Source organism: Streptomyces sp. NPDC058796 (assembly GCF_042745235.1).
Classification (GTDB): Bacteria; Actinomycetota; Actinomycetes; order Streptomycetales; family Streptomycetaceae; genus Streptomyces.
Window position 1 is genome coordinate 378,135 of record NZ_JBHYOP010000009.1, and the last position, 26,561, is coordinate 404,695.

A 26,561-nucleotide genomic window follows, 5' to 3' on the forward strand; every position below is an offset into this window, starting at 1 on the left:
AGGTTAAGACTCATGCCGCGGTCGACCTGTCGAGTACCAGGGAACGTCCCAAGCGGGAGCCAGAGACCTGTCGAGGCCCCCGTCAGCGGCCATCTGTGTCAGCAAGCTGGGACGCTCCCGCGACCGATGCTGACCATTTGCTGACCTGGACGGCCCGAACGTGCCTCTGACCTGCACAAATGCCCAGTTAGTGGATCTTGGACTTGAACATGGTGCGCAGCATGTCGGACTCCTGGAAGACGGCTCCCTGCCTGCTTTGTGCAGGTCAAGTGCGGTCTTCACTTTACACTTGGGTGCCTGACGCCTCGAGGGTTGTGAGGAACAACGCCTCGCCGCTCGGAGTCGCTCAGTCGAGACAGAACTCGTTGCCCTCGATGTCCTGCATCACGATGCACGACTCGTTCTCTTCGTCGGCGACCATCGTCCGCACGTGCACCGCGCCGAGCGCGACCAGTCGTGCGCATTCGGCCTCCAGTGTGGCGAGGCGCTCCTCCCCCACGAGCCCCGTGCCGGCGCGCACGTCGAGATGGACCCGGTTCTTGACGACCTTGCCTTCGGGGACGCGCTGGAAGAGCAGGCGCGGGCCCACTCCGGTGGGGTCGCTGCACGCGAAGTAGGCGTCCTGGTCCTCGGGGGGCAGCGAGTCGTGGTAGTCCTCCCAGGTGCTGAACCCCTCCGGGGGCGGCGGTACGACGTAGCCCAGCACCTGGCACCAGAAACCGGCGAGTCGCACAGGTTCCGCGCAGTCGAAGGTCACTTGGAACTGCTTGATCGATGACATCGGCGCACCCTAGCAGGGCTCTGTCGGAACATCAGATCTGGTTCATGCCGCCGTCTACGTACAGGCTCGAACCGGTGATGAAGCCGCTCTGCCCGGAGGCGAGGAAGACCACGGCGGCGGCGATCTCCTCCGGGCGTCCGAGCCGGCCCAGCGGCACCTGCGTCGCCAGGTGCTCCCTGACGCCCTGGCCGCCAGCGACCCCGGCCGCCGGGTCCGTGACCTCCTCGCCGCCTGGCGCAACGACGGCTGTGCCTCGGTACGGGAGCGGTTCCGGCGAGCCGTCGACGAGGGGGAACTGCCTCCCGGAACCGATCCGGGGCTGCTGGCCCGCTGCGTCACCACCCTGGCCTTCGGCATCGCCGTGCAGGCCGCGAGCGGCGTCCCCCGCGACGAGCTCCAGGAGATGGCCGACGCCGCCCTGCGCAACTGGCCCCTCACCTGAGGGCCGCCGCGAGTGTGGCGACGGCCGCCGGGTTGCGCGGGCTCTCGACGAGGTCGACGTAGTCGAGGACGACGATCCGGTCGTTCTTGACGGCGGAGACGTTCGCGAGGGGCGGGTAGGACTTGAGGAACCTCCGCTTCTGTTCGGCGGTGGTGTCCCCGTAGTCGTTGATCACGATGACCTCGGGGTCGCGGGCGACGACCGTCTCCCAGCCCACGGTGGTCCAGCTGTCCTTCAGGTCCTTCATGACGTGGTCGCCGCCGGCCTTGGTGATGATGTCGTGGGGCCCGGCGTAGGCACCCGACGTGAGCGGCTTGTCCTCGCCGCTGTCGTAGAGGAACACCCGGGGCCGGTCGGCGCCCTTCGGGGCCTTCGCCTGCGCCTCGGCCACCTGCTCGCGGAACGAGGCGATGAGCGTTTCGGCCCGGTCCTCGACGTCGAACACCTTCCCCAGGTTCCGCAGGTCCGTGTAGAGCGCGTCGAGCGGCGCCATCACGCCGCGCGCCTTGCCCTGTCCGTTGCGGCACGACTCGCTGAGCAGGTAGGAGTCGATGCCCACCTTCCGCAGCGCGTCGGGCGTGAATCCCTCGCCCTCGCTGAAGCCGTAGTTCCAGCCCGCGAAGACCAGGTCTGCGCGGGCGTCGAGGACCAGTTCCTTGTTGATCCGCTCCTTCGACAGCCACTTGGTCTTCCGGTAGCCGTCCTTCCACGGCACGGCCGTGAGGTCGCCCTTGTCGTCGGGCATGACGTATCCGGCCATGTGGTCCGCCAGGCCGAGGGCGAACATGATCTCGGTGATGCCCACGTCGTTGGTGACCACGCGCTGCGGGGCCCGGTCGAAGGTTCGCTTCTCGCCGCAGTTCTCGATCGTGACCGGGTAGGGGCCGCCGGACGGCCCGGCGCCGTCCGTCTTCCCCTTCGGCGACGAGATGTCCGCCCCGCAGCCGGTGGCGGCGAGGGCCAGGACGACGGCGAGGGCGGCGGGGCGTACGAGGTTCGGCATGGGGTGGTGACTCCTTGGGAGGCGGATTCCGGGCAGGCGCGCGCGAAACGCGGACTACCGGGCGGTCAGGCGGTCGAACAGGAGCTGGACCGCTCCGGTTTCCGGGTGGGGGACTCGGTGCGCCCGGACGCCGAAGACGTCGGCCAGCAGGGCGGGCGTGAGGACGTCGTGGGGGGCGCCGGAAGCGACGATCCGCCCCTCGTCGACGACGTGGATCTGGTCGCAGTGGAGTGCGGCGAGGTTGAGGTCGTGCAGTGCGGTGAGCACGGTCGGTCCGGCGGCCCGCACCAGGGACAGGACCTCCAACTGCTGGGCGATGTCCAGGTGGTTGGTGGGTTCGTCGAGCACCAGAACCTGCGGTTGCTGGGCGAGTGCCCGGGCGATCAGGACCCGTTGCTTCTCGCCGCCGGAGAGGGTGAGGAAGCCGCGGTCGGCCAGGTGTCCGGCGCCCACCCCGGCCAGCGCGGCGGCACAGGCGCGCCGGTCCTCGTCGGTCTCCCGGGCCACCGCGCCCTGGTGCGGGAGTCTGCCCATGGCCACGACCTCGGCCACCGTGAAGTCGAACTCCGCGGCCGATTCCTGCGGGAGGGCGGCGAGCCGGCGGGCGCTTTCGCGCGTGTTCATGGTCAGCAGGTCGTCGCCGCCGACCCGTACCGCACCGGCCGTGGGGCGCAGGGCCCGGTAGACGCAGCGCAACAGGGTGGACTTGCCGCTGCCGTTGGGCCCGACGAGCCCCACGAACCGGCCGCCGCCCGCCCGCAGCGAGACGTCCTCGATCAGCGTCGCCCCGGAGATCTCCACGGTGACCGAGTCGATGTCGACCTGCATCACGCACCTCCGAAGGTGTAGGCGCGGCGGCGCATGAGCAGCACGAAGCACGGCACGCCGATCGCCGCCGTCAGTACGCCCAGCGGCAGTTCGGCGGGGGCGAGCAGCACCCGCGACAGGATGTCGACCCAGATCAGCAGCACGGCACCGGCCAGGGGCGCGACGGCCAGCAGCCGGCGGTGGTCCGCTCCGACCAGCATCCGCGCGGCGTGCGGAACCATCAGGCCCACGAAGCCGATCGCCCCGCTGACCGCGACGACCGTCCCGGTGACGGCGGCGGCGGTGACGAAGAGCTCCTTGCGCAGCCGTCCGGCGTCCACGCCCAGCGCGGCGGCGGTCTCGTCGCCCATCGCCAGGGCGTTCAGGCGCCGGGCCGACCAGCCGAGGTGGACCAGGCCGGCGAGCACCGCGCCCGCGGCGACCGGTACGGAGGACCAGCTCGCGCCGCCCAGACTGCCGAGCAGCCACATCATCGCGGACCGGGCCGCCTCGCCGTGTTCGGCGGCGAACACCATGAACGTGGTCACGGCCGAGAAGCCGTAGTTCATCGCGGTGCCGGTCAGCACGAGCCGGAGCGGGGCCAGCCCGCGTGCGGTCCGGGCGACCGCGTACACCAGCGTCATGGCCGCGAGCGCGGAGACGAACGCCGCCGTGGACAGCGCCCAGACGCCGAGTGCGCCGAAGGCGCCGAAGATGAGCACGGCGTTGGCCCCGACGGCGGCACCGGAGGAGATGCCGAGGACGAAAGGGTCCGCGAGCGCGTTGCGGACCATGGCCTGGACGGCGACGCCGACGGCGGCCAGTCCCGCGCCGACGACCGCGGCGAGCACGGCGCGCGGGAAGCGCAGTTCCCACACGATGACGTACGAGGGGACCTCGTCCGGGGCTATGGAGCCACCGGTCAGGCCCGCCCAGAGGAAGTGCAGCGCCTCGCTCCACGAGAGCCCCGACGCCCCGATGCCCGCCCCGCAGGCCAGGGAGACGGGGAGCGCGACGCACAGGCCGGTCACCAGCAGGGGCAAGGGGACCCGGTGGGGTGGCGGGGCTCCGGTGCGCGTACCGCGGCGCGGGCGCGGTCGTGGTGGGGCGGATTCGGGGTCACGGAGCTTGGCCACCGGCGGATCACCTTCGCCTCGGGCCGTGCACCTACGTCGGCGAAGGAGCGGCTCCGGGCGCGGGGCGCCGTACGCAGCACCCTCTCGCAGTCCACGGCGATTGACAGGAGCGTCACCACCGCGGGTGATCGGGCTTACGGGGTTCCGCACAGGACTCGGTTCTGTACGGGACTCCGCCTACCGTTGCGGGTCAGCGCCGGACTTCGACCGGACTTCCCCCGCGGGGCGCTTGCAGCTTAGCGCCTGTGCCACGCCTCCCGTCGCGGCAGCCCCGTCCTGCCGTGCCCGAGCCCGTCTCACCGCCGCTTGTCCGGCAGGCGTGCGGCCGTGTAGGCGCGGGCCACCCAGCTCTGCAGGTGCGGGGCGCGGGCCAGCAGGTTCCGGTAGACGCGGACGGCGTGGTGGTGCAGTGCCTCGGCGACCGCCGGTCCGACGGCCTCCCGGCGCCAGACGAGGAGGTGGCGCTGCCAGAGCGGGTCGCCGACCAGCGGCTTGACCAGTACGCCGTCGACGGGGCGGATGGTGGGCTGCACGACCGCCACTCCCAGGCCCATGGCGATCATCGCCTGCAGCTGTTCGAGGATGTGGAACTCGTGCGTACTCGCGGGGGTGAAGCCCGCGGCCTGGCACGCGTCGTAGAAGGCGCCGGGCCAGCCCACCCCGTCGTCGGAGGAGACGAACCAGGTGTCCTCGGACAGCTCCTGCAACGGCACCTCGACGCGGTGTGCGAGCGGGTGGCCGGAGTGCATGGCGACGAAGACCGGGACGGTGTTGATGGCGCGGTGCGCCAGGTCGGCGGAGTGACGCAGGGGCAGGCCGGGGTAGTCCATGCCGAGTGCCGCGTCGAGCTCACCTGCCTCCAGGAGCCTGACCAGCTCACCGGTGGCGTAGACACTGCTGACGGAGACGGCGAGGTGGGGGCAGCCTTCACGCAGGTTGCCCAGCAGGTCCGGCAGCACGGGGGTGTTGGTGACTCCGAGCCGGAGGGTGCGGGTCGCCGCCGCGGGCGTGCCGCTGCCGTGCCGGCGGCCGAGGGCGTCGGCACGGGCCAGTACGTCCCGGGCCTGGCTCACGACCTCCACACCGTACGCGGTCAGCTCCACGCCGGTGCTGCGGCGCACGAACAGTCCCTCGCCGAGCAGCCGCTCGATGCGGCGCAGCTGCGTACTGAGGGCGGGCTGCGTGAAGCCGAGCGCGGCGGCGGCGCGTCCGACGCTGCCGGAGTCCGCGATCGCGCACAGCACCCGCAGGTGACGCAGCTCGAGTTCCACAGCACACACCTCGCCGCTCGGGAAGCCGGACCATTGTGCGACAGCCCGGCGCGTGCGGGTCCGGTCGGGGCTCAGACGTTATGCCTCGTGCGCCGGTTCTCCTATGACCGGGACGGTTGTCGCCGTCGTCGCGGACCTGGAAGCCTCCACCTGCGCGCCCCGTCCGCCGGGAGTGACCGCGCGCCCACCGCCTTGCGAGGAGAGACGGCATGTCCGCCACCAGGGTCCGCTTCACCGTCGAGGCGACCGCGGCCGCGGTGCGCGGCGCCCGGCGCCGTGTTTCGGCGACCGTGCGTTCGTGGGGCGTGCCCGTGGCCGACGAGTCGCTCCTTCCCGTGGAAGTGGTGGCGTCGGAGCTCCTCACCAACGCGCTGGTGCACGCGGGCGGCGGTGCCATGACCGTCGAGGTGTCGCTCGATCAGGGGCTGGTGGTCATCACCGTCCTCGACGGCAGCACACAGGTGCCGCGGGCCCGCGCGGCGGCCCCGGACCAGGAAGGAGGGCGGGGCCTCGTCCTGATCGACGGCCTCTGCCTCCTGCACGGCGTGGAGCGCACCGCGCACGGCAAGCGCTGCTGGGCGGTCGTTCCGGTGCCGGCGGTGGCCGGGCCGGCTTCCGGAGCGGACCGCGCGGGCGTCGAGGGCGACGCCGGCCCGGAGTACGACGGGGCCTGGTCGATCACCGACGGTGGCGCGGAACTGCTGAGCAGGGTGCTGACGACGTGAACCGACGCATGGAGGTCTACCGCTGATGGAACAGCACGACGGCGGGGGCACGGCCCCGCACCCCGATCCCTTCCGGGGAGGATGGGCGGACACGGCGCGGAGACTGCCGGCGCTGTCCGGGGCGGCGTGGGCGGCCAAGCGGCGCTCGGCGGTGTCCGAGCGGTTCCCCGGTGAGCGGATCGTCGTCCCGTCGGGCGGGCTGAAGGTCAGGAGCAACGACTTCGACCACGCCTTCCGTCCGCACTCCGCGTTCGTCCACCTCACCGGTGAGCAGGGAACACACGCGGTCCCGGACAGTGTCCTGGTCCTCGAACCCACGGGGAGCGGGCACTCGGTGACGCTCTTCACCCGGCCGCGGTCGCCACGTGACGGCGGGCCGGACGGCGCGGAGTTCCACAGTGACCGGCGGTACGGGGAGTTCTGGGTCGGGCGGCGCCGGACCCTGTCCGAGACCGCGGACGCCCTCGGCGTCGAGTCCGCCGCCCGCGACGGACTGCGGCGTGCCCTCGCACGCGAGGTCCCGACCCGGGTCGTACGCGGGGTGGACGCGCTCGTCGACACGCTGGTGCCGCCCGCTCGCCGGGCCGAGGCGGAACTGGAGGCCTTCCTGGCCGAGTCGCGGCTGGTCAAGGACGAGTGGGAGGTGGACCAGCTCCGTGCGGCCGTGGGCAGCACGGTCGCCGGCTTCCACGACGTCGTGGGCGAGCTGGACCGGGCCACCCGGCTGGCACGGGGTGAGCGCTGGATCGAGGGCACCTTCAACCGGCGGGCCCGGCTGGACGGTTACGGTCTGGGCTTCGAGACCATCGCGGCGGCCGGGGCGCACGCCTGCGTCCTGCACTGGATGAGCAACGACGGTCCCGTGCGCGACGGTGACCTGTTGCTGCTCGACGCCGGCGTCGAGGCCGACACCTTCTACACCGGGGACGTCACCCGGACGCTGCCGGTCGGCGGACACTTCACCGACGTCCAACGGCGGGTCTACGACCTCGTGTTCGCCGCCCAGTCGGCCGGCATCGCCGCGCTGCGGCCCGGCGCGCGGTACGGCGACTTCCACGAGGCCGCGATGCGCGTCATCGCCGAAGGCCTCGACGGCTGGGGTCTGCGGCCACCCGGCGCGACGGCGTCGACCCCGGTCTCCGGGCTGTACCGCCGGTACACGGTGTGCGGTTCGGGCCACATGCTCGGGCTGGACTGCCACGACTGCGCCGGAGCCCGCGAGGAGACCTATCCGGCCGGGACGCTCGAGGCCGGCTATGTCCTCACCGTCGAGCCCGGCCTGTACTTCCAGCCCGACGACCTGACGGTCCCCGAGGAACTGCGCGGCATCGGCGTACGGATCGAGGACGACTTCGTCATCACGGCCGACGGGGCGCAGTGCCTGTCGTCCGGACTGCCGCGCGGCGCGGACGAGGTGGAGGAGTGGGTGGCGTCCCGGTCCCGGTGAGCGGGGCGGGGCCGCGGCGGTCCCGGCGCTGCCGGTCGCGCCCCTGGTCCGCCGCCTCGTTCGCCCCATTTCAGAGCAACGTCACATTGTATAGTGGGAGGTGATCGGACCGAGGGCTCGGAGGAGCGCACATGCCTCATCTCACGTCGCAGGTGATCTCGGTCCAGACGCATCTGCGCGACCAGGTGGCCGACGCGGTCCGGGCCGCGCTCATCGCCGGTGAACTGCGCCCCGGCGTCGTCTACTCCGCCCCGACGCTCGCGGCGGAACTGGGCGTCTCCGCGACCCCGGTCCGCGAGGCGATGCTCGATCTGGCCCGGGAGGGCCTGGTGGAAGCGGTCCGCAACAAGGGGTTCCGCATCACCGAGATGACCGACCGGGACCTCGACGAGTTCACGGACATCCGCACCCTCATCGAGGTTCCCACCGTGGGCCGGGTCGCCAGGACGGTACCGGCCGAGCGGCTGGAGGAGCTGCGTCCCCTCGCGCGGCAGATCGTGACGTCGGCTCAGGAGCACGACGTCCTCAGGTACCTGGAAGCCGACCACCGCTTCCACCTCGAGCTGCTTTCGCTCGCCGGGAACCAGCGCCTGGTCGAGGTGGTGGCCGACCTGCGCAAGCGCTCCCGCCTGTACGGGCTGGGCGACCTCAACGAGTCGGGGCGCCTGGTGGCTTCGGCGCGGGAGCACATCGAGCTCCTGGACCTGATCGTGGCCGGCCGCGCGCAGGAGGCGGAGGACTGCATGCGTCGCCACCTCTCGCACATCCGCACGCTGTGGGCCGACGGCGCGGACGGTGCGGAGGACGACGAGCAGGCACTTCGGACCGCCGACCGGTAGCTCCGCCCACGGGCCACTCCCCCGGCCCGCCGAGGAAGCCCTGAGTTCCGCCTGACGCCTTCCCAAGTCATGTCACGTGTGCAATGGTACATGTCACAGGTTAAGTCGTGGTCATGCCAAGCGATCCGCCGGCTCCTCTCTCAGCCGAGGCGCGTGACCCGTTCCCTGACTCCCCGACCTGTTCCATCCCATCGGCCACGGCCGTCCCGTGGCCCATCCCCTCATGGGAGGCTCAGTGAGAACCACGTTCGTCCGCCGAAGTCTGGGCGCGGTGCTGCCCCTGACCCTGGCGTGGACCATGGGCGCCGGCCTGCTCGCGCAACCGGCCGCCGCCCTGCCCGGGACCTCCGCACCGGCCGCGCGCACCGCGGCGCCCGGCGGGAAGGACACCGGTCCGGCACCCACGGCACAGACCGCCACCGCCGACGGCGCACACGTCGGCAAGGGGCGGCAGGAGCCGTCCCGCATACCGCCGTTGGCGGCGAGCAAGGACGCGCTCCGCCAGGCCGGCGGGAAGCAGAGCGCGAAGAAGCCCGCGGACGTCGCCGCCTGCGACGCCTCCGACTTCACCGGCCGCACCGGCAGCGCGCTGGTCCGGCAGATCAAGGCGTCCACAACCGACTGCGTCAACACCCTGTTCGAGTTGACCGGGAGCGACGCCCACGGCGCCTTCCGGGAAGCCCAGATGGCCTCCGTCGCGTACGCGGTCCGCGACGGTTCGGCTGTCTATCCGGGCGACTCCGGTACCGGCATGCCGCAGCTCGTGCTCTACCTGCGGGCCGGCTACTACGTCCAGTACCACAACCCGCACGCCGTGGGCGCGTACGGCGGCACGCTGCGGACCGCGATCCGCTCGGGCTTGGACGCCTTCTTCGCCAGTCCCCGCTCCCGGGACGTCACCGACGCCAACGGTGAGACCCTCGCCGAGGCCGTCACCCTCATCGACAGCGCCGAGGAGAACGCCCGCTACATCCACGTGCTGCGGCGGCTGCTGGCGGACTACGACGCGTCGTGGAACGCGTCCTGGTGGATGCTCAACGCGGTCAACAACGTCTACACGGTGACGTTCCGCGGCCACCAGGTGCCCGAGTTCGTGACGGCCGTGCGGGCGGACCCCGGTCTGGTCGACTCGCTGTACCGCTTCGCCTCCGACCACCTCGCGCTGCTCGGGACCGGCCAGTCCTACCTCACGTCGAACGCCGGACGCGAACTCGGCAGGTTCCTGCAGCACTCCGCGCTGCGCGCCGAGGTCCGCCCCCTGGTGTCCGGCCTGCTCGACGCGAGCTCGATCACGGGCGCCACGGCGCCGCTGTGGGTCGGCGTCGCCGAGATGACGGACTACTACGACAAGGCCAACTGCTCCTCCTACGGCACCTGCGACCTCCGGACGCGACTGGCGCGGGCCGTACTCCCGGTCACGCACGTCTGCGGCCCGGCCATCACCATCAGGGCGCAGCAGATGACCTCGGGCGAGCTGTCCGCGAGCTGCACCGTCCTGCGCGAACAGGACGCCCACTTCCACGAGGCCGTCAAGGACGACGGTCCCGTCGCGGGCGACCGCAACGACACCATCGAGGTCGTGGTCTTCGACTCCAGCACCGACTACCAGACCTACGCCGGCGCCATGTACGGCATCGACACCAACAACGGCGGCATGTACCTCGAAGGCGATCCGGCGGCCGCCGGCAACCAGGCCCGCTTCATCGCCTACGAGGCAGAGTGGCTGCGCCCGGACTTCCAGATCTGGAACCTCAACCACGAGTACACCCACTACCTCGACGGCCGGTTCGACATGTACGGCGACTTCGCCGCCAACGTCGCGACCCCGACCGTCTGGTGGATCGAGGGCTTCGCGGAGTACCTCTCCTACTCCTACCGCGGCATCGTCTACGACGAGGCGACGGCGGAGGCCGGCAAGGGCACCTACGCCCTGAGCACCCTGTTCGACACCACCTACGGCCACGACACGACGCGCGTCTACCGCTGGGGCTACCTCGCCGTCCGGTACATGCTGGAGAGGCACCCCGCCGACCTGGCGACGGTGCTCGGCCACTACCGCTCCGGCGACTGGAACGCGGCGCGCGACCATCTCACCCGCACCATCGGCACGCGGTACGACGCCGACTGGTACGCCTGGCTCGCCGGCTGCGCCGCGGGCGACTGCGGCTCGGTGACCGAGTGCGCCGCCCCGGACACCCGGGCGCTGGACCGCGACTGCCGGCGCGGCAACCGGTCCGGCGCCGCGGGAGCCGACGACTACCTGTACCTGTACCTCCCGTCCGGCGTGTCCCAGCTGAAGATCACCGTCTCCGGCGGCACGGGTGACGCCGATCTGTACTACAGCGACAGCGGCTGGGCCACCCGCACCAGCCACACCAGCAGCTCGACCGGTGCGGGCAACAGCCACACCCTGACCGTCACCGCTCCCCCGGCCGGCTACCACTACGTCACCCTGCACGGGGCGGCCCGCTTCTCCGGTGTCACCGTGGCCACCCGGTACTGACCGGCTTCACCACCGCGGAACACCGGTGCCGCACACCCTTCGGAGGGTGCGCGGCACCGGTGCGCGCGAGACGGGGGCGGGGGCGGGGGCGGGGGCGCTCAGAGGGTGAAGCCCGCCGGGTAGGGGTCCGACGGGTCGAGCAGGTACTGGGCGGTTCCGGTGATCCAGGCGCGTCCGGTGACCGAAGGGAGGACGGCCGTGCGCTCCCCGACCGTCGTCTCGCCGAGGACGCGGCCGACGAAGCGGGACCCGATGAACGACTCGTTGACGAAGTCCCGGCCGACCGGCAGGAGACCGCGGGCGTGCAGTTGCGCCATGCGTGCGCTGGTGCCCGTGCCGCACGGCGAACGGTCGAACCATCCGGGATGGATCACCATGGCGTGCCGGGAGTGCTCCGCGGTCGATCCGGGCGCTTCCAGGTAGACGTGGTGGCACACGTCGATCCCGGGGTTCTCCGGGTGGGCCACCGGGTTCCGCGTGTTGATCGCGTCCATGATGGCCAGCCCGGCGTCGAGCATGCGCTGCTTCTGGGCGCGTTCGAACGGGATCCCCAGGTCCTCCAGCCGGACGAAGGCGTAGAAGTTGCCGCCGTAGGCGATGTCGTAGCGCACCGGTCCGTACCCGTCGACGTCGACGACCTGGTCGAGGGCGTGGCAGTACGAGGCGACGTTCTCCAGGGTCACCGATTCGGCGTGACCGTCGCGCACCCGGGCCCGGGCCGTGACCAGTCCGGCGGGTGTGTCGAGTCGTACGACCGTCTCCGGTTCGACGGCCTCGACCATCCCCGTCTCGACGAGGACCGTCGCGACGCCGATCGTGCCGTGCCCGCACATCGGCAGGCACCCGGACACCTCGATGTAGAGGACGCCGAAGTCGGCGTCCGGGCGGGTCGGGGGCTGGAGGATCGCGCCGGACATCGAGGCGTGCCCGCGCGGTTCGCACATGAGCAGGGTGCGCAGGTGGTCGCGTTCCGCGACGAAACGCTGCCGTCGCTCGAACATCGTCGCCCCGGGGAGGACACCGACACCGCCCGTGATCACGCGGGTCGGCATGCCCTCGGTGTGGGAGTCGACGGCGTGGTAGCAGGCCTTGGAGCGCATCGTCAGCTGACTCCGGCGTCGATGAGGGCCTGGGTGGTGGCGCGCACGGCGGCCTCCGTCTGCGGGGTGAGCGCCTGCCTCGGCGGCCGGCACGCGCCGCCGCGCCGGCCGGTCATGTCCTGGCCGAGCTTGATGGCCTGGACGAACTCCGTCCTGCTGTCCCAGCGCAGGATCGGGTGCAGTTTCCGGTAGAGCGGCAGGGCGGTGTCCAGGTCGCCGGCGAGCGAGGCCTCGTACAGCGCGAGACAGGCGCGCGGGAAGACCTGCGGGTATCCGGCGACCCAGCCCTTGGCGCCGGCGACGGCGACCTCCAGGACCGTGTCGTCGGTGCCGATCACGAGGTCGAGGCCGGGGGCCAGTTCGGAGATCTCGTAGCAGCGCCGGACGTCGCCGGAGAACTCCTTGACGCCGACGATGAACCCCTCGGCGTGCAGTTTGGCGAGCAGCTCGGGGCGCAGGTCGACCTTGGTGTCGACGGGGTTGTTGTACGCGGTGACGGGGAGGCCTGCCGAGGCGACCAGCTCGAAGTGTTCGAGGACCGCGCGGTCGTCGGCGCGGTAAGAGTTGGGCGGCAGGCACATGACCGCCTGGCAGCCCGCGTCCTTGGCGAACTCGGCGTGCCGCCTGGCCTCCACGCCGCCGTAGGCGCCGACACCGGGCATGACCGTGAACCCTTCGGGGGCGGCGGCGAGGGCCGTCTCGACGACGCGGTCGCGCTCCTGGTACGTCAGTGTCTGGTACTCGCCGAGCGAGCCGTTGGGCGCGACTCCGTGCAGCCCCTCCTCGGCGAGCCGGGCGACGCTCCGCGCGTAGGCACCGTAGTCGACCGTGAGATCGGCGTTGAAGGGCAGGCTCGTGGCGACGACGACGCCGTGCCAGGGCTTGCGGTGCTGCTCACTCATGTGCTGCTCCTTCTGTTCCTTCTGTGTTCCCACCGGCGGGGTCCAGGCCGGCGAGGGCGCCGAGGGTGACGGGGGTCGCGATGAGGCGTTCGGTGGGCGTGTAGGCCTGGTGCGGCGCCACGAGGCAGTGCACCGCGGGCCCGCAGATCCGGCCCTGGCACCACCCCATGCCCGCCCGGGTCAGTTGCTTGACCTGCCGGTGGTCGTGGGCCCCGCCGTCGGCGCGGGCGGCGCGGACGGCTCCCGCGGTCACCTCCTCGCACCGGCACACGACGGTGTCGTCGGTCAGCCACCGGGACCAGGCCGGCGGGATCGGGTGGGCCCGGCCCATGGCCCGGGCGAAGGCTCGCTGCCCGTTCACGGCGGCGCGCACCGCGGCCAGGCGCTTCCCCCCGAGGACGGGGGCGGTTCCCCCGTCGGCGAGGACCGACTCGGCGGCGAGGCGGCCCTCGGCGAGCGACAGGCGCGCTCCGCCCACCCCGCACACCTCGCCCGCCGCGTAGAGCCCGGGCACGGTGGTGCGCTGCCCGGCGTCGACGGCGACGACCGCGTTGCCGTCGCCGGAGTCGGTGAGGTCGCAGCCGAGCGGGAGGAGCAGGTCGAGCTGGGGTGCGAAACCCCATCCGACCCCCACGGCGTCGGCCTCGACGCGTCGTTCCGTGCCCGGGCGGGGGCAGCCGTCGGGTGCCAGGGAGGCGATCCGCACCGAGGAGACGCGGTCGGTGCCCTCGGCGCGGACGATCGCCGTGCGCGGGCGGATCCGGACGCGGTGGCGGGCCAGCGTGACGCCGTACCGTGCCCCTTCGGCCCACTTGGCGGGGTTGCGCAGCAGCGGACCGGGAGACCGCAGCCAGGCCCGCGGATCGGCGGCCTCACACACCGCGACCACTTCGGCTCCGCGGGCCGCGAGAGCGGCGGCCACCGGCAGGAGGAACGGGCCGGTGCCGCCCAGGGCCACGCGGCTGCCCGCCACCACTCCGCCCCCCTTCAGCAGCGCCTGCAGGCCACCGACGGTGAGCACACCGGGCAGGTCCCAGCCGGGGAAGGGCAGTTGACGGTCGTAGGCCCCGGTCGCCACCAGCAGGCGTGGCGCGCGCAGGACCACGGCGGTCTCCTCGGGCGTCCGGCGCCGGTCGACGGCGTGCACCGTGAAGCCGTCGCCGTCGCGGGTCACCGCCCAGACGTGGTGGGCGAGGCGCAGGTCCAGCCGGCCTCGCGCACCGGCCGCGGACAACGCCCGGCGCAGGACGCGGTACTCGCGCAGCCCGTGGTGGAGGCCGGCGGTGGGGATCGCCGGTCGTGCGTGGTCCGGCGGGTGCCGCCAGTACTGGCCGCCCACGGCGCCGCCCGAGTCGACGAGGGCGACGCGCAGGCCCCCGGTCAGGGCAGTGGCCGCCGCGGCCAGGCCGGCCGGCCCCGCTCCCACGACGACGAGGTCCGTCGTCTCACTCATCGCCGTCCTCCTGTGTCGTGACGGTCATGCCCGCGCGGGCCGGGACGAGGCAGGCCCGCTGCCCGCTCACTCCGTCGACGGTCACCAGGCAGTCGAAGCAGACGCCGATCCCGCAGAAGACGCCGCGCGGACGGCGCCCGACGCGGGTGGTGCGCCAGGCGACCCGTCCAGCGGCGACGAGGGCCGCGGCGACGGTCTGTCCCTCGACGAACCCCAGCGGTTCGCCGTCGACGCTGATCCGGCTCACTGGGCAGCACCTCCCGGGGTGAGGAAACGGTCGGGCAGCAGCCCGGTGTGGGCCGCCGGGTCGGCTCCCCGCCAGGGACGACCGAGCAGATGGGCCGTCACCAGGGCACCGGTCGCGGGGGCGAGCCCGATGCCGGCGCCCTCGTGACCGCAGGCGTGGACGACGCCCGGGGCGCGCGGGTCCGGGCCGACGACCGGCAGGTGGTCCGGGCAGTACGGCCGGAAGCCCCGGTAGGTCCGGATCAGGTGGGTGTCCCGCAGGAAGGGGAAGAGCGCGCAGGCCTGTGCGGCGAGGCGGGTGACCACTGCGGTGTTCAACGTCGTGTCGAAGCCGACGCGTTCGCGGCTGGCACCGATGAGGATGGTGCCGCCGCGGGTTCCCTCGACGACGCACGAGGTCTCCAGACCGGCGTCCGAGGAGGCGACGTTCGCGACGTAGTCGGCGGAGTAGACCTTGTGCCGGATCATCGGCGGCAGCGGCTCGGTCACGAGGACGAAGCCCCGACGCGGGAGCACCTCCACGGGCGCGCCGAGCCGGCGGCCGACCTCACCGCCCCAGGTGCCGGCGGCGTTGACGACGGCGTCGGCGGGCAGCAGGTCACCGGCCGCCGTCCGGACACCGGTGACCTCGCCGTCGCGGCCGGTCACCGCGGCGGCGACCTCGGCCGTCCGCGTGCGTGCTCCGCGCCGCACGGCCGCGCGCAGCAGGGCCGCCGCCGCCAGCACGGGCTGCACCTGTGCGTCCTGCGGGTAGTGGACGCCGCCGGGGACGCCGGGCGCGAGGTGGGGTTCGAGCTCCCGGACGCGGTCGACCGGTTCGACGCGCACCCCTGCCGCAGCCTGCCGCGCGGCGAACTCGCCGAGGGCCGTGAGCCCTTCGGCCGTACTAGCGACGACCAGGCCTCCCTTGGGCTCCAGCTCGAAGGAGTCCGCCCCGAGTTCGTCGCCGGCCTCGTCCCACAGCGCGCGACTCAGGCGGGCCAGGTCGAGCTCGGGTCCCGGTTCCTTGTCGGAGAGCAGGACGTTTCCCTCGCCGCGGCTCGTGGTCCCGGCGCCGACGGGTCCGCGGTCGACGACCGTGACGTCCAGGCCCGCCGAGGCGGCGTGGAAGGCGCATGCGGCACCGATGACGCCCCCGCCCACGACGACGACCTTCAGGGTCATCGACCCCTCCTCAGTAAAATGTCACATGCCATCGATCAGGCTATACATCCGGCTTGCCGGAACACAACGGCTCGTCAGCGCCCGGGAGCGGCGGGAGCCCCCTTGGCTTGATTCATAAATTCATATTTAATTTGGGCGCTGGTCCGTGTGCCGAGCAGGGAGGGCCCCCTTGAAGATCACCCGTATCGAGACCTTCGCCTTGCCGCCCCGATGGCTGCTGTGCCGGGTGGAGACCGACGAGGGCGTCGTCGGCTGGGGCGAGCCCGTCGTCGAGGGGCGGGCGGCGACCGTACGCACCGCGGTGCACGAACTGGCCGAACTGCTCATCGGCCAGGACCCGTCGCGCATCGAGGACCACTGGCAGGTGATGACGAAGGGCTCCTTCTACCGGGGCGGCCCGGTGCTCTCCAGCGCCGTCGCGGGACTCGACCAGGCCCTGTGGGACATCGCGGGCAAGAGGTTCGGCGTCCCCGTCCACGTACTGCTCGGCGGCCCGGTGCGCGACCGCGTGCGCGCCTACAGCTGGGTGGGCGGCGACGAGCCCGCCGAGGTCGCGGACGCCGTCGCCGCCCAGGTGGAGGCCGGATTCACGGCGGTCAAGATGAACGCGTGCGGCAGGATGAACCGGCTGGCGACGACGCGCGACATCGACGACCTGGTGGGGCGGGCGGCCGCGGCGCGGGAAGTGCTGGGGCCCGACCGGGACTTCGCGGTCGACTTCCACGGGCGTTTCACGGTGGCCAACGCACGCAAGGTGCTGCCGCACCTGGCGCCCTTCAACCCGCTCTTCGCCGAGGAGACGACGCTGCCGGAGTACACCCACCTGCTGGGTGACCTGGTGACCGCCTCACCGGTGCCCCTCGCCACGGGCGAGCGCCTGTACTCCCGCACCGACGTGCTGCCCGCCCTCCGGGCCGGGATCGCCGTCCTGCAGCCCGACCTCTCCCACGCGGGCGGGATCTCCGAGGTGCGCCGCATCGCCGCGCTCGCGGAGACCTTCGACGTCCCGGTCGCACCGCACTGCCCCCTCGGCCCCGTCTCCCTGGCGTCCAGCCTGCAGATCGCCTTCAGCACCCCCAACTTCCTCATCCAGGAGCAGAGCATCGGCATCCACTACAACCAGGGTGCCGAGGTCCTCGACTACGTCGTCGACCCGGAGGTGTTCCGCTTCCACGACGGGAGCTTCCTGCGGCCCACCGCGCCGGGCCTCGGCATCGAGGTCGACGAGCGGGCCGTACGGGCGGCCGACAACAGCGTCCCGGACTGGCGGGGGCCCGTGTGGCGGCATCCGGACGGCTCGTTCGCCGAGTGGTGAGCAGCCACGCCGGAGGTCGTACCGCCCCAGCCACCGTGCCCGCAGCCCACATGTCGCACCGGAGCCCCTCCATGGAACTCACCGACTTCACCACCAGGCTGGGCCGTGACCGGCTCGCCGCCATCGTGCGCGGACGCTCGGCGGACGCCGCCCTGCGCACCGTGGTCACGCTCGTCGAGGAAGGCGTCGGCCTCGTCGAGGTCTCCCTCAACACCGAGGACGCCTGCGGCGTGATCGCCAGGGCCGTCCGCGAGGTCGGCGCGGACGCCTTCGTCGGCGCCGGCACGGTCGTCAGGCCCGACGATCTGCGGCGGGCCCTGGAGGCCGGCGCCACGTGGGTCGTCACCCCGTCCGGCGGTGACGTGGTCGCCGCCGCGGCGCGGCAGGGCGTGCCCGTGGTGGCGGGCGCCCTGACCCCCACGGAGGCGGTCGCCGTCATGGCCGCGGGCGCCACCGCGGTCAAGCTCTTCCCGGCCTCGCTGGGCGGACCGGCCTATCTCCGGGCCCTCAAGGACCCGTTCCCCGGGATGCCGTTGGTACCGGTCGGCGGGGTGGACGCGGAGCTGGTGCCGGAGTACTTCGCGGCGGGTGCCCTCGCGGTCGGTGTCGGGTCGCCCCTGGTCGGCGACGCCGCGCACGGCGGCGACCTGGACGGCCTGCGCGAGCGGGCCCGCCGGTTCCGGTCGGCGTGCCGGGCGGAGGACGCGGCATGAGGGCCGACGTCCTGACCTTCGGCGAGACGATGCTGTCCCTGCAGACCGAAGGCCCGCTGAGCACCGGAGCCCCGGCCCGCACCGCGGTGGCCGGCGCCGAGTCGAACGTCGCCGTCGGACTGGCCCGCCTCGGCCACCGCGTCGCCTGGGCGGGGCGCCTGGGCGCGGACGAACCGGCCCGCCTGGCCCTGCGGACCCTGCGCGGCGAAGGCGTCGACGTACGGCACGCCACCACGGACCCCGAGGCACCGACGGGTGCCCTGATGCGGGAGCGCCTCGTCGGCGACGTGGCCCGCGTGCACTACTGGCGCGCCGGCTCCGCCGCCTCCCGGCAGCGGCCCGAGCACCTCACCGCCGCCCTGGCGGAGGGCGCCCGCCTCCTGCACGTCACCGGCATCACGTGTGCGCTGGGACCCGGCCCGCTCGCGACGGTGACCGAGGCCGTCGCCCACGCACGCGCACACGGCTGGACGGTGGTGCTGGACGTCAATCACCGGGCCCGGCTGTGGAGCGCCGAGGAGGCGGCCGCCGTCCTGCGCCGACTGCGCGGCAGCGTCGACGTCGTGATCGCCTCCGAGGACGAACTGCCCCTGATCGCCGGGGACGCGGACACCGACGAAGCCGGGCGGGTGGCCCGGGCGCTGGCCGCCGGAGTGCGCGAAGTGGCCGTCAAACGGGGCGGCGACGGTGCCGGACTGTACGGCGCCGACGGGCACCGTCTCGAGCAGCCCGCGCCGCGCGTGCCGGTGGTGGACACGGTCGGCGCCGGGGACGCCTTCTGCGCCGGTTACCTCTCGGGGCTGCTGGACGGACTCGCACCGGCCGACCGCCTGGGCCGTGCGGTCACCACCGGCGCCTTCGCGGTCGCCACCCGGGGTGACTGGGAGGGCCTGCCGCACCGCGACGAACTGGCCGTGCTCAACGCCCCGCCGGGCGGCGCCATACGCTGAGCGCACCGAGTCCCGGCGAGCGCCCCCGCGAGCCGCTTCACCGACGAGTCACCCTCAGGAGAACCGCATGGCGTCCTACTCCGGCCGCGGCGTGCACGGACAGGTCGTGCACCGGCTGGGCGCACGCATCGTGGGCGGCGAGATCGCCGAGGGCGAGATCCTCGACATCGGCGCGCTCGGGGCGGAGCTGGACGTGAGCCTGACGGTCATGCGGGAGGCGCTGAAGGTGCTCGCGGGCAAGGGGCTGACCGACGCGCGGCAGAAGCGCGGCACCTTCGTCCGGGAGCGCGCCCACTGGAACCTCCTGGACGCCGACGTGATCCGCTGGCGGATGGAGACCGGCGACGCCGGTCCGCTGCTGCGCGACCTCGCCGACGTACGGTCCGTCGTCGAGCCCGCCGCCGCGCGCCGGGCCGCCCTGCACCGTACGGACGCGGACCTGGCGGCCCTGGAAAGCGCCCTCGACGCCATGGCGCGGACCGGCCTGGGCCCCGCCGCCGCTGCCGAGGCGGACGCCGCCTTCCACCGGGCCCTGCTCGCCGCCACCGGCAACGAGCTGCTGCGCAGGATGGACATGCTCCTGGAGCCGGGGCTCAGGGAACGCGACCGGCTGGTCCACGCCCACGAGGACGCCGACGACCCCGTCCCCAGCCACCGCGCGGTCCTGGACGCCGTCCGGGAGCGGGACCCGGCGCGGGCCGAGTCCGCGATGCTGACCCTGCTCGCCAAGGCCGCGGCGGACCACGACCACCTCATGCGCGACCCGCGGAACGGCACCTGACGGGAACTGGTCCATTGGGTGACTCGTCCTGACGGGCGAGGACGAGTGGACGGAAGACTCATGGTGGAGCAGTCGGAGACACGGCCGCGACCCGGGTGGACGGCGCGGGCACGGGGCGTGACGGCCCGGGTGCGGTGTCGGACGGCCCGCGTGGGGAGCCGGTCGGCCCGGTCGCGGGGCCGCGTGGTCGCGGCGGCCGCCGTGCTGACTGCCGTCCTGCTCGGGTTCCACGGCGCGGTTCCCAACGCGGCGCTCGGGCTGGGCAGTCTGCTGGAGACGTTCCTGCCGTGGCTCGGGGCGGTGGTCGTGGTGCTGCTCGTCCTGGCGCTGATACGCCGGTCGGCGCTCGCGCTGGTGGCCCTCCTGCTGCCGGCCGCGGTCTGGACGTACCTCTTCGGCCCGCTGCTGCTGCCCGCGCCGGAGCCCGGCGCCGACGACCTGGTCGTGGTCCAGCACAACGTCAGCGACGAGAACGACGACCCGGAAGGCACCGCCCGCGCCCTCGCCGGCGCGGAGCCCGACCTCATCGCCCTCCAGGAGCTGGTGCCCCCGGCGCTCGACGTGTACGCGCGGACCCTCGCCGCCGACTATCCGTACCGGACGGTCCGGGGCACGGTCGGACTCTGGTCGAAGCACCCGCTCGCCGATGCCCGGCCGCTCGACATCAAACCGTCTGGCATCACGGAGGAGTGGAACCGCGGCCTGCGGACGGTGGCCCGCACACCGCACGGCGAGATCGCGGTGTACGTCGCGCACCTGCCCTCGGTCCGGGTCGGCGCGAGCGGCCTGGCGTCGGCCTGGCGGGACGAGAGCGCCGGGCTGCTGGGCGATGCCGTAGCGGCCGAGGAGCTGCGCCGGGTGGTGCTGCTGGGCGACCTCAACGGCACGGTCGACGACCGCGCCCTCGACCCGCTGACCACGCGGCTGGACGTCGCCGGGCGGGGGGTCGCGTTCAGCTTCCCCGCCGCTTTCCCGGTGGCCCGGATCGACCAGGTCATGGCGCGCTCCGCGACCGTCGGCCGCATCCGCACGCTGCCCGCCACCGGCAGCGACCACCTTCCGGTCGCCGCGCGGATCACGCTGGACTGAAGGGGCATACACCCACACATTCCACCTGCCGGGCGCAGCGGCCGCACTCCGGCACGAGAGCAAGCCGCTTGCGGGGCTTGCGTTAGCCTTTCGTTGTGACGCGACGACTTGCTCAGGTGGCGAAGAAGGTTGGGGTCAGCGAGGCCACGGTCAGCCGGGTTCTCAACGGCAAGCCCGGGGTGTCCGAGGCGACCCGGCAGTCCGTGCTGAGCGCGCTGGACGTGCTGGGCTACGAGCGGCCGACCCAGCTGCGGGGCGAGCGCGCGCGTCTGGTGGGGCTGGTCCTGCCCGAGCTGCAGAACCCGATCTTCCCGGCCTTCGCCGAGGTCATCGGCGGTGCGCTGGCCCAGCAGGGGCTGACGCCGGTGCTGTGCACGCAGACCAAGGGCGGCGTCTCGGAGGCGGACTACGTCGAGTTGCTGCTCCAGCAGCAGGTGTCGGGCGTCGTCTTCGCGGGCGGGCTGTTCGCGCAGGCCGACGCCCCGCACGACCACTACCGGCTGCTCGCGGAGCGCAACATCCCGGTCGTCCTGATCAACGCGTCGATCGAGAACCTCCACTTCCCGTGCATCGCCTGCGACGACGCCGTGGCCGTCGAGCAGTCCTGGCGGCACCTGGTCTCCCTCGGGCACGAACGCATCGGCCTGGTCCTCGGCCCCTCGGACCACATCCCCTCGCGCCGGAAGCTGGGCGCCGCGCACGAGGCGGCCGACGCCATGAACGCCGAGCTCCCCGAGGAGTTCGTGGAGCGGTCGATGTTCTCCCTGGAAGGCGGCCAGGCAGCCGCCTCCCGCCTCATCGACCGCGGCGTCACCGGCATCATCTGCGCCAGCGACCCCCTCGCCCTCGGCGCCGTACGCGCCACCCGCCGCCGCGGACTGTCCGTACCCCACGACATCTCCGTCGTCGGCTACGACGACTCCGCCTTCATGACCTGCACCGAACCACCCCTCACCACCGTCCGCCAGCCCATCGAGGCCATGGGACGCGCCGCCGTCGACCTCCTCTGCGCACAGATCCAGGGCACCGAAGTGCCGCACGGGGAGCTGCTCTTCGAACCGGAACTCGTCGTCCGCGGCTCCACCGCACAGGCCTCGGCCGAGTAGCGGCACCACTTTGCCCGCAAGTTCTTGCGGTATCTGACAACGGCTTACGACTCTCCGACGTAGCCCGCGAAAGCCCCTGATCCGAGGCTTGCTCCGGCTTCCTCCGCTGCCCCGCGGGGCTCAAGACGGTTACACGCGCACCAATTTCCGCTGCTTCAGCCGTGGACGACTCAACAATTCTCTGCAACTCTCTGATCGCTCAACGTAAATGTCAGAGAGCCGAGGCGGAGATCGGGGACAGATGAGAATCCGAAACTGGAGATCACGTGCCCTGTGCACGGCGGTCGCGACCAGTCTCCTGGCGCTGGGAGGCCCGCTGCTGTCGGCCACGGCAGCCGGTGGTCCCAACATCGCCGTGGGGGACCCCACGGCGGCGAGCAGCTCGCACGACGAGTACGGTGCCGACAACATCACCGACGGGGACCAGGGTTCCTACTGGCAGAGCGGCGGCGGCAGCCTCCCCCAGTGGGTGCAGACCGACCTCGGTGCCACCGAGCGGATCGACGAGGTCGTCCTGCGGCTGCCCGCCGGCTGGGAGAGCCGTGACCAGACGCTCTCCGTGCAGGGCAGCGCGGACGGCACCAGCTTCAGCACGCTGAAGAGCCCGGCCGAGTACACCTTCAGCCCGGGGTCGGGCAACACGGTCGCCGTGAGCTTCCCCGCCACCCGGACGCGCTACGTGCGGATCGACATCACCGCGAACACCGGGTGGCAGGCGGCCCAGCTCTCCGAGCTGGAGGTGCACGCGGCCGGGGAGTCGTCCGCGAACCTCGCCGCCGGACGCACCCTGACGGCGAGCAGCTCCACCGGGCAGTACACCCCCGGCAACGGCAACGACGCCAACAAGTCGACCTACTGGGAGAGCGCCAACCACGCCCTGCCGCAGTGGCTCCAGGCCGACCTCGGCTCCTCCCGCCGCGTCGACCGCGTCGTGCTGCGGCTGCCGGACGGCTGGCCGAGCCGCAGCCAGACCCTGAAGATCCAGGCGAGCGACAACGGCGAGGAGTTCGCCGACCTGACCGCCGCCAAGGCCTACGCCTTCGACGCGGCGGGCGGTCAGTCGGCCACCATCGCCTTCGACGCCGCCACCACGCGCTACGTGCGCGTCCTGGTGACGGCCAACACCGGTCACCCGGCCGCCCAGGTCTCCGAGCTGGAGGTCTACGGCCCGGCGACCGGTGACACCCAGGCCCCGAGCGCACCGGCCGGCCTCGCCCTCACCGAGCCCGCCACCGGCCGGATCAGACTGACCTGGAACGCGGCCACCGACGACACCGCCGTCACCGGCTACGACATCTACGCCAACGAGGACCTGCTGACCTCGGTCGCCGGCGACGTCACCACGTACACCGACGCCCGGCCGGCCGGCACGACCGTCACCTACTTCGTGCGGGCCAAGGACGCGGCCGGCAACCAGTCGGCCGACAGCAACTCCGTGACCCGCCACGCGGACACCGGCGACACCCAGGCGCCCACCGCTCCCGCGAACCTCGCCCTCACCGAACCGTCCGCCGGACTGGTCGAGCTGACCTGGGACGCCTCGACCGACAACGAGAGCGTCACCGCCTACGACGTCTACGCCGACAACCGGCTGCGCGGCAGCGTCGCCGGTGACGTGACCACCTTCACCGACACCCAGGCCGCGTCCGCGAACGTGACCTACTACGTGCGGGCGAGGGACGCGGCCGGCAACCAGTCGGGCAACAGCAACTCCGTGACCCGCACCGGCACCGGCGGCGGCTCCAACATGGCCGTCGGCAAACCGATCAGCGCCTCCTCCGTCATCCACACCTACGTCGCCGAGAACGCCAACGACAACAACACGTCCACCTACTGGGAGGGCGCCGCGGGCAGCTACCCGAGCACGCTCACCCTGAAGCTGGGCGCCGACGCGGACGTCGACCGCGTCGTCCTCAAGCTCAATCCCGACAGCAGCTGGTCGAGACGCACCCAGCGGATCGAGGTGCTGGGCCGCGAGCAGGACGCCTCCGGCTTCACCGGCCTCGTCGCCGCGAAGGACTACGTCTTCGACCCGGCGAGCGGCGGCAACAGCGTGTCCGTACCGGTCGGTGAGCGGGTCGCCGACGTGCAGCTCAGGTTCACGGCCAACAGCGGGGCGACCGCCGGGCAGATCGCCGAGTTCCAGGTGATCGGCACGCCCGCGCCCAACCCCGACCTGGAGGTGACGAAGCTGACCACCTCCCCCGCCTCACCCGTGGAGTCGGACGAGATCACCGTGTCCGCCACCGTCCGCAACAGCGGTGCGGCCGACGCCCCGGCGGGCGAGGTCGCCGTGCGCCTGGGCGGCACCGAGGTCGCCACCGCGGAGGTGGGCGCGCTGAAGGCCGGTGCCGAGGAAACGGTCAGTGCCTCCATCGGGGCCCGGGACGCCGGGTCGTACGAGCTGAGCGCGGTCGCCGACGCGGCGGGGGCGGTCACCGAGCGGAACGAGACCAACAACACCTACACTCGGCCTGAGCCGCTGGTGGTCAAGCCGGTCCAGAGCTCCGACCTGGTGGCCGCCGCGGTCACCACCTCCCCCTCCGGCCCGGCCGCCGGCGACGACGTGACCTTCAAGGCGGCGCTGAGAAACCAGGGAACCCTGGACTCGGCGGGCGGCGGCCACGAGGTGAGGCTCAGCCTCCTCGACTCCAAGGGCGCCACCGTCAAGACGCTGACCGGCGCGTACGACGGTGTCATCGCCGCCGGTTCGACCAGCCCCGCGGTGAGCCTCGGCACCTGGAAGGCCGTCAACGGCTCGTACACCCTGAAGGTCGAGGTCGCCGACGACGCGAACGAGCTGCCGGTCAAGCGGGAGAACAACACCTCCACGCAGCCGCTGTTCGTCGGGCGCGGCGCCGACATGCCGTACGACATGTACGAGGCGGAGGACGGCACGGCCGGCGGTGGCGCGCAGGTGGCCGGCCCCAACCGGACCATCGGTGACATCGCGGGCGAGGCGTCCGGCCGCAAGGCCGTGCACCTCGACGAGACCGGTGAGTACGTCGAGTTCACCACCCGGGCCGAGACCAACACCCTGGTGACCCGCTTCTCGATCCCGGACGCCCCGGGCGGCGGGGGCATCGACTCCACCATCAACGTCTACGTGGACGGCGTCATGAAGAAGGCGCTGCCGCTCACCTCGAAGTACGCCTGGCTGTACGGCGCCGAGGCCTCACCCGGGAACTCGCCCAGCGCGGGCGCGCCGCGGCACATCTACGACGAGGCGCACATCATGCTGGGCGAGACCGTCCCGGCGGGAAGCAAGATCCGGTTGCAGAAGGACGCCGCGAACACCACCGACTACGCGATCGACTTCGTCAACCTGGAGCAGGTCGCCCCGGTGCCCAACCCGGACCCCGCGGCGTACGCCGTGCCCGCCGGATTCACGCACCAGGACGTGCAGAACGCGCTCGACCGGGTTCGCATGGACGCCACGGGCAAGCTGGTCGGCGTCTACCTGCCGCCCGGCGACTACGAGACGTCCAGCAAGTTCCAGGTGTACGGCAAGGCGGTGAAGGTGGTCGGCGCGGGGCCGTGGTTCACGCAGTTCCACGCACCCACCACGCAGGACAACACCGACGTCGGTTTCCGGGCCGACGCGAGCGCCAAGGGTTCGTCGTTCGCGAACTTCGCCTACTTCGGCAACTACACCACCCGCATCGACGGGCCGGGCAAGGTGTTCGACTTCTCCAACGTGTCGGACATCGTCATCGACAACATCTGGAACGAGCACATGGTGTGCCTGTACTGGGGTGCCAACACGGACCGGGTCACGATCAAGAACTCCCGGATACGCAACATGTTCGCCGACGGCGTCAACATGACCAACGGCTCGACCGACAACCTGGTCTCCAACAACGACGCCCGGGCCACCGGGGACGACAGCTTCGCGCTCTTCTCGGCGATCGACGCGGGCGGCGCGGACATGAAGAACAACCTCTACGAGAACCTGACGTCGACGCTGACCTGGCGCGCGGCGGGGCTGGCCGTCTACGGCGGCTACAACAACACCTTCCGCAACATCCACATCGCGGACACCCTCGTCTACTCCGGCATCACCATCAGCTCACTGGACTTCGGCTACCCGATGAACGGCTTCGGCACCGATCCCACGACCTTCGAGAACATCTCGATCGTCCGGGCCGGCGGGCACTTCTGGGGCAACCAGACCTTCCCGGGCATCTGGGTGTTCTCGGCGTCCGAGGTGTTCCAGGGCATCCGGGTGAACAACGTGGACATCGTCGACCCGACGTACAGCGGCATCATGTTCCAGACGGACTACGTGGGAGGTCAGCCGCAGTACCCGATCAAGGACACGATCTTCACCGACGTCACCGTCTCCGGCGCGCGCAAGAGCGGTGACGCGTTCGACGCCAAGTCCGGCTTCGGGCTGTGGGCCAACGAGATGCCGGAGGCCGGGGAGGGGCCGGCGGTCGGCGAGGTGGTCTTCAACAACCTGACGCTCGAGGACAACGCCGTGGACATCAGGAACACGACGTCCACCTTCAAGATCGTCCGCAACCCCTAGAACTGCCCTGACCTTGCCGGACAGGCAGATGACTGGCGCAAGCCTCTTGCGGAGGCTTGCGCTAGTCTTGCGTATGTGACGCGACGACTTGCTCAGGTGGCGAAGAAGGTTGGGGTCAGCGAGGCCACGGTCAGCCGGGTTCTCAACGACAAACCGGGGGTTTCCGAGGCGACCCGGCAGTCCGTGCTGAGCGCGCTGGACGTGCTGGGCTACGAGCGGCCGACCCAGCTGCGGGGCGAGCGCGCGCGTCTGGTGGG

22 protein-coding genes, 2 pseudogenes and 1 riboswitch are annotated in these 26,561 nt (G+C 72.2%); of the genes and pseudogenes, 13 read left to right on the forward strand and 11 right to left on the reverse strand.

The genetic code is table 11. The features are described from left to right. Positions 1–346: 346 nt before the first annotated feature. Together ACFW47_RS24280 and ACFW47_RS24285 are read right to left on the reverse strand one after the other, a co-directional pair. The gene (locus ACFW47_RS24280; RefSeq protein WP_386277883.1) at positions 347–781 is read right to left on the reverse strand and encodes a VOC family protein; all 435 of its coding nucleotides are present in this window, start codon (positions 779–781) and stop codon (positions 347–349) included. Positions 782–812: 31 nt separating this feature from the next. Then, positions 813–950 (reverse strand): annotated as a pseudogene (locus ACFW47_RS24285) (SDR family oxidoreductase); the annotation flags it as partial. Positions 951–962: 12 nt separating this feature from the next. On the opposite strand from ACFW47_RS24285, the pseudogene ACFW47_RS24290 reads away from it, so the two are divergent. Then, a pseudogene (locus ACFW47_RS24290) lies at positions 963–1,223 on the forward strand (TetR/AcrR family transcriptional regulator); the annotation flags it as partial. On the opposite strand, the gene ACFW47_RS24295 reads toward ACFW47_RS24290, so the two are convergent. From ACFW47_RS24295 to ACFW47_RS24310, 4 genes are all read right to left on the reverse strand, one after another. Then, a complete protein-coding gene (locus ACFW47_RS24295; protein WP_386307052.1) occupies positions 1,216–2,226 on the reverse strand; it encodes an ABC transporter substrate-binding protein in 1,011 nt (336 codons plus the stop codon). The pseudogene ACFW47_RS24290 and the gene ACFW47_RS24295 sit on opposite strands and share 8 nt — an antisense overlap. A 54-nt stretch (positions 2,227–2,280) precedes the next feature. After that, positions 2,281–3,054: an ABC transporter ATP-binding protein gene (locus ACFW47_RS24300; protein WP_386307054.1), complete on the reverse strand. Its 774-nt coding sequence runs from the start codon at positions 3,052–3,054 to the stop codon at positions 2,281–2,283. After that, a complete protein-coding gene (locus tag ACFW47_RS24305; RefSeq protein WP_386307056.1) occupies positions 3,054–4,076 on the reverse strand; it encodes a FecCD family ABC transporter permease in 1,023 nt (340 codons plus the stop codon). Before ACFW47_RS24305 ends, ACFW47_RS24300 begins: the two co-directional genes overlap by 1 nt. 215 nt (positions 4,077–4,291) lie before the next feature. Further along, positions 4,292–4,388, reverse strand: a riboswitch (cobalamin riboswitch). Between the two features lie 77 nt (positions 4,389–4,465). Beyond that, positions 4,466–5,440 (reverse strand): LysR family transcriptional regulator, encoded by a 975-nt coding sequence (locus ACFW47_RS24310; protein WP_386307058.1) that lies wholly within the window; start codon positions 5,438–5,440, stop codon positions 4,466–4,468. A gap of 209 nt (positions 5,441–5,649) precedes the next feature. Between ACFW47_RS24310 and ACFW47_RS24315 the strand changes: the two genes are divergently transcribed. From ACFW47_RS24315 to ACFW47_RS24330, 4 genes are all read left to right on the forward strand, one after another. Further along, positions 5,650–6,165, forward strand: coding sequence for an ATP-binding protein (locus tag ACFW47_RS24315; RefSeq protein ID WP_386277893.1), 516 nt, complete (start codon positions 5,650–5,652; stop codon positions 6,163–6,165). A 25-nt stretch (positions 6,166–6,190) separates the two neighbouring features. Then, positions 6,191–7,612 (forward strand): aminopeptidase P family protein, encoded by a 1,422-nt coding sequence (locus ACFW47_RS24320; RefSeq protein ID WP_386307060.1) that lies wholly within the window; start codon positions 6,191–6,193, stop codon positions 7,610–7,612. A 131-nt stretch (positions 7,613–7,743) separates the two neighbouring features. Then, entirely contained in the window at positions 7,744–8,451 is a 708-nt protein-coding gene (locus ACFW47_RS24325) for a GntR family transcriptional regulator (protein ID WP_386277897.1), read from the forward strand. Between the two features lie 235 nt (positions 8,452–8,686). Continuing rightward, a complete protein-coding gene (locus ACFW47_RS24330; RefSeq protein WP_386307062.1) occupies positions 8,687–10,954 on the forward strand; it encodes a collagenase in 2,268 nt (755 codons plus the stop codon). A 98-nt stretch (positions 10,955–11,052) separates the two neighbouring features. Here the strand turns inward: ACFW47_RS24330 and ACFW47_RS24335 are convergent, their stop codons facing one another. The 5 genes from ACFW47_RS24335 to ACFW47_RS24355 are packed head-to-tail and all read right to left on the reverse strand — an operon-like array spanning position 11,053 to position 15,819. Continuing rightward, a complete protein-coding gene (locus ACFW47_RS24335; RefSeq protein WP_386277901.1) occupies positions 11,053–12,054 on the reverse strand; it encodes a proline racemase family protein in 1,002 nt (333 codons plus the stop codon). 2 nt (positions 12,055–12,056) lie between these two features. After that, positions 12,057–12,956, reverse strand: a complete 900-nt coding sequence (locus ACFW47_RS24340) for a dihydrodipicolinate synthase family protein (RefSeq protein WP_386307064.1) — start codon at positions 12,954–12,956, stop codon at positions 12,057–12,059. Continuing rightward, entirely contained in the window at positions 12,949–14,409 is a 1,461-nt protein-coding gene (locus ACFW47_RS24345; RefSeq protein WP_386307067.1) for an NAD(P)/FAD-dependent oxidoreductase, read from the reverse strand. The genes ACFW47_RS24340 and ACFW47_RS24345 overlap by 8 nt, the downstream gene beginning before the upstream one ends. Then, positions 14,402–14,656: a (2Fe-2S)-binding protein gene (locus ACFW47_RS24350; RefSeq protein WP_386277907.1), complete on the reverse strand. Its 255-nt coding sequence runs from the start codon at positions 14,654–14,656 to the stop codon at positions 14,402–14,404. The genes ACFW47_RS24345 and ACFW47_RS24350 overlap by 8 nt, the downstream gene beginning before the upstream one ends. Further along, positions 14,653–15,819 (reverse strand): NAD(P)/FAD-dependent oxidoreductase, encoded by a 1,167-nt coding sequence (locus ACFW47_RS24355; protein WP_386277909.1) that lies wholly within the window; start codon positions 15,817–15,819, stop codon positions 14,653–14,655. The genes ACFW47_RS24350 and ACFW47_RS24355 overlap by 4 nt, the downstream gene beginning before the upstream one ends. 169 nt (positions 15,820–15,988) lie before the next feature. Here ACFW47_RS24355 and dgoD point away from each other — a divergent pair, with 169 nt between their 5' ends. From dgoD to ACFW47_RS24395, 8 genes are all read left to right on the forward strand, one after another. Further along, complete coding sequence (gene dgoD, locus ACFW47_RS24360) at positions 15,989–17,134, forward strand: galactonate dehydratase (protein WP_386277911.1); 1,146 nt, start codon at positions 15,989–15,991, stop codon at positions 17,132–17,134. A gap of 71 nt (positions 17,135–17,205) precedes the next feature. Next, positions 17,206–17,847, forward strand: coding sequence for a bifunctional 4-hydroxy-2-oxoglutarate aldolase/2-dehydro-3-deoxy-phosphogluconate aldolase (locus tag ACFW47_RS24365; RefSeq protein WP_386277913.1), 642 nt, complete (start codon positions 17,206–17,208; stop codon positions 17,845–17,847). Beyond that, the gene (locus ACFW47_RS24370; protein ID WP_386307069.1) at positions 17,844–18,797 is read left to right on the forward strand and encodes a sugar kinase; all 954 of its coding nucleotides are present in this window, start codon (positions 17,844–17,846) and stop codon (positions 18,795–18,797) included. Before ACFW47_RS24365 ends, ACFW47_RS24370 begins: the two co-directional genes overlap by 4 nt. 67 nt (positions 18,798–18,864) lie before the next feature. Further along, entirely contained in the window at positions 18,865–19,578 is a 714-nt protein-coding gene (locus ACFW47_RS24375) for a FadR/GntR family transcriptional regulator (protein WP_386277917.1), read from the forward strand. Between the two features lie 183 nt (positions 19,579–19,761). Then, positions 19,762–20,667: an endonuclease/exonuclease/phosphatase family protein gene (locus ACFW47_RS24380; protein ID WP_386307085.1), complete on the forward strand. Its 906-nt coding sequence runs from the start codon at positions 19,762–19,764 to the stop codon at positions 20,665–20,667. Between the two features lie 95 nt (positions 20,668–20,762). Beyond that, on the forward strand, positions 20,763–21,773 hold the full coding sequence (locus ACFW47_RS24385; protein ID WP_386307071.1) for a LacI family DNA-binding transcriptional regulator: 1,011 nt from the start codon (positions 20,763–20,765) through the stop codon (positions 21,771–21,773). 241 nt (positions 21,774–22,014) lie between these two features. Then, entirely contained in the window at positions 22,015–26,304 is a 4,290-nt protein-coding gene (locus ACFW47_RS24390; protein WP_386277921.1) for a discoidin domain-containing protein, read from the forward strand. 75 nt (positions 26,305–26,379) lie between these two features. Beyond that, positions 26,380–26,561, forward strand: a 182-nt coding sequence (locus ACFW47_RS24395) for a LacI family DNA-binding transcriptional regulator (RefSeq protein WP_386307073.1), incomplete at its 3' end; no start/stop codon positions are given.